The organism is Protofrankia sp. Cj3 (genome assembly GCF_917627355.1).
GTDB lineage: Bacteria > Actinomycetota > Actinomycetes > Frankiales > Frankiaceae > Protofrankia.
The window spans coordinates 1-945 of the sequence record NZ_CAKJTR010000027.1 but is presented as its reverse complement, the minus strand read 5'-3'; the positions used below and the strand labels follow the sequence as shown (position 1 = coordinate 945).

General features: G+C 60.0%; 1 protein-coding gene. It reads right to left on the bottom strand.

The window, feature by feature from the left end; all coding sequences use genetic code 11:
- Nucleotides 1–4 precede the first annotated feature (4 nt).
- A complete protein-coding gene (locus MJ783_RS05835) occupies nt 5–760 on the bottom strand; it encodes a transposase (protein ID WP_239308910.1) in 756 nt (251 codons plus the stop codon).
- Between the last annotated feature and the right edge of the window lie 185 nt (nt 761–945).

Here is a 945-nt window from a genome sequence, read left to right as displayed (position 1 = left end):
AGGCTTATTCAAAACCCCAAATAATAGAGAAGAAGAACAGTCCACGAGCGGCGTCGTACGCATCGCGGTAGGTACGGTAGGGGCGCCGATAGTCGATGTGAAAGATTCGCCAGGACTTGAAGTGCGCGACGAGTCGCTCGATGGGCGCCCGGAGCGCTGAGAGTTCAGCGTTGCACTTCTTGTCCATCTTGCTGAGTTCTCCGCCGGGCGGTGTTTTCCGTGGTGTTGCCGTTCCGGCGCAACCTTGGTAGCCCTTGTCGCCGATTCCCCCGCCAGAGCTCTTAACGATCTCCGCTACTGATGTTTCCATGAAAGCCGCCGCATCATGGGTCTTGCCGGGGAGCGGGTCTGAGATGAAGACCGCTTCCCCGTCAAGGAGACTCACCAACTGCGCGTTGAAGCCGGTGGTGCCCTTCTTGCGGCTCCACAGCTCAGGCTGGTCGTCGTAGGACCAGCAGGGCGTGATGGTGCCGTCCACCAGGCACACCCGCCCCTGGACCATCGTGATGGCCTCCCGCACGTCGGGCACGAACTCCTCGAGAACCCTCTTCACGAGGGGCACGAGGATCGTGACGATCCGCGAGACCGTCGGTTGGGAGATACCCCGCAGGTCACCCAAGAACTCCTGCGTACCGTTGTGCCGTAGGTACATGCAGGCGATCTCGACCGCCCTATACAGCCCGCACGCCTTCGGGCGTCCCACCTTCTTATTCCACGGCTCCTTCAGGACGCCGTTGACGCGCGCGACAAGCTCCTGCATCTGTGACACCATCAAGCCGGTGGTACGCTGATACCGCAACGGTCTTTCCCTCGCATGGTATTGGGTTGTTTTGGCGAATAACCAATACCAGCAGGAAAGGCCGTTGCCCATGCGACACGCCGTACTTTGGCAGGCGTTGACCAGGCTTGCGGATAATCAATTGGAGAATGCGGTCCTCGGCAGTT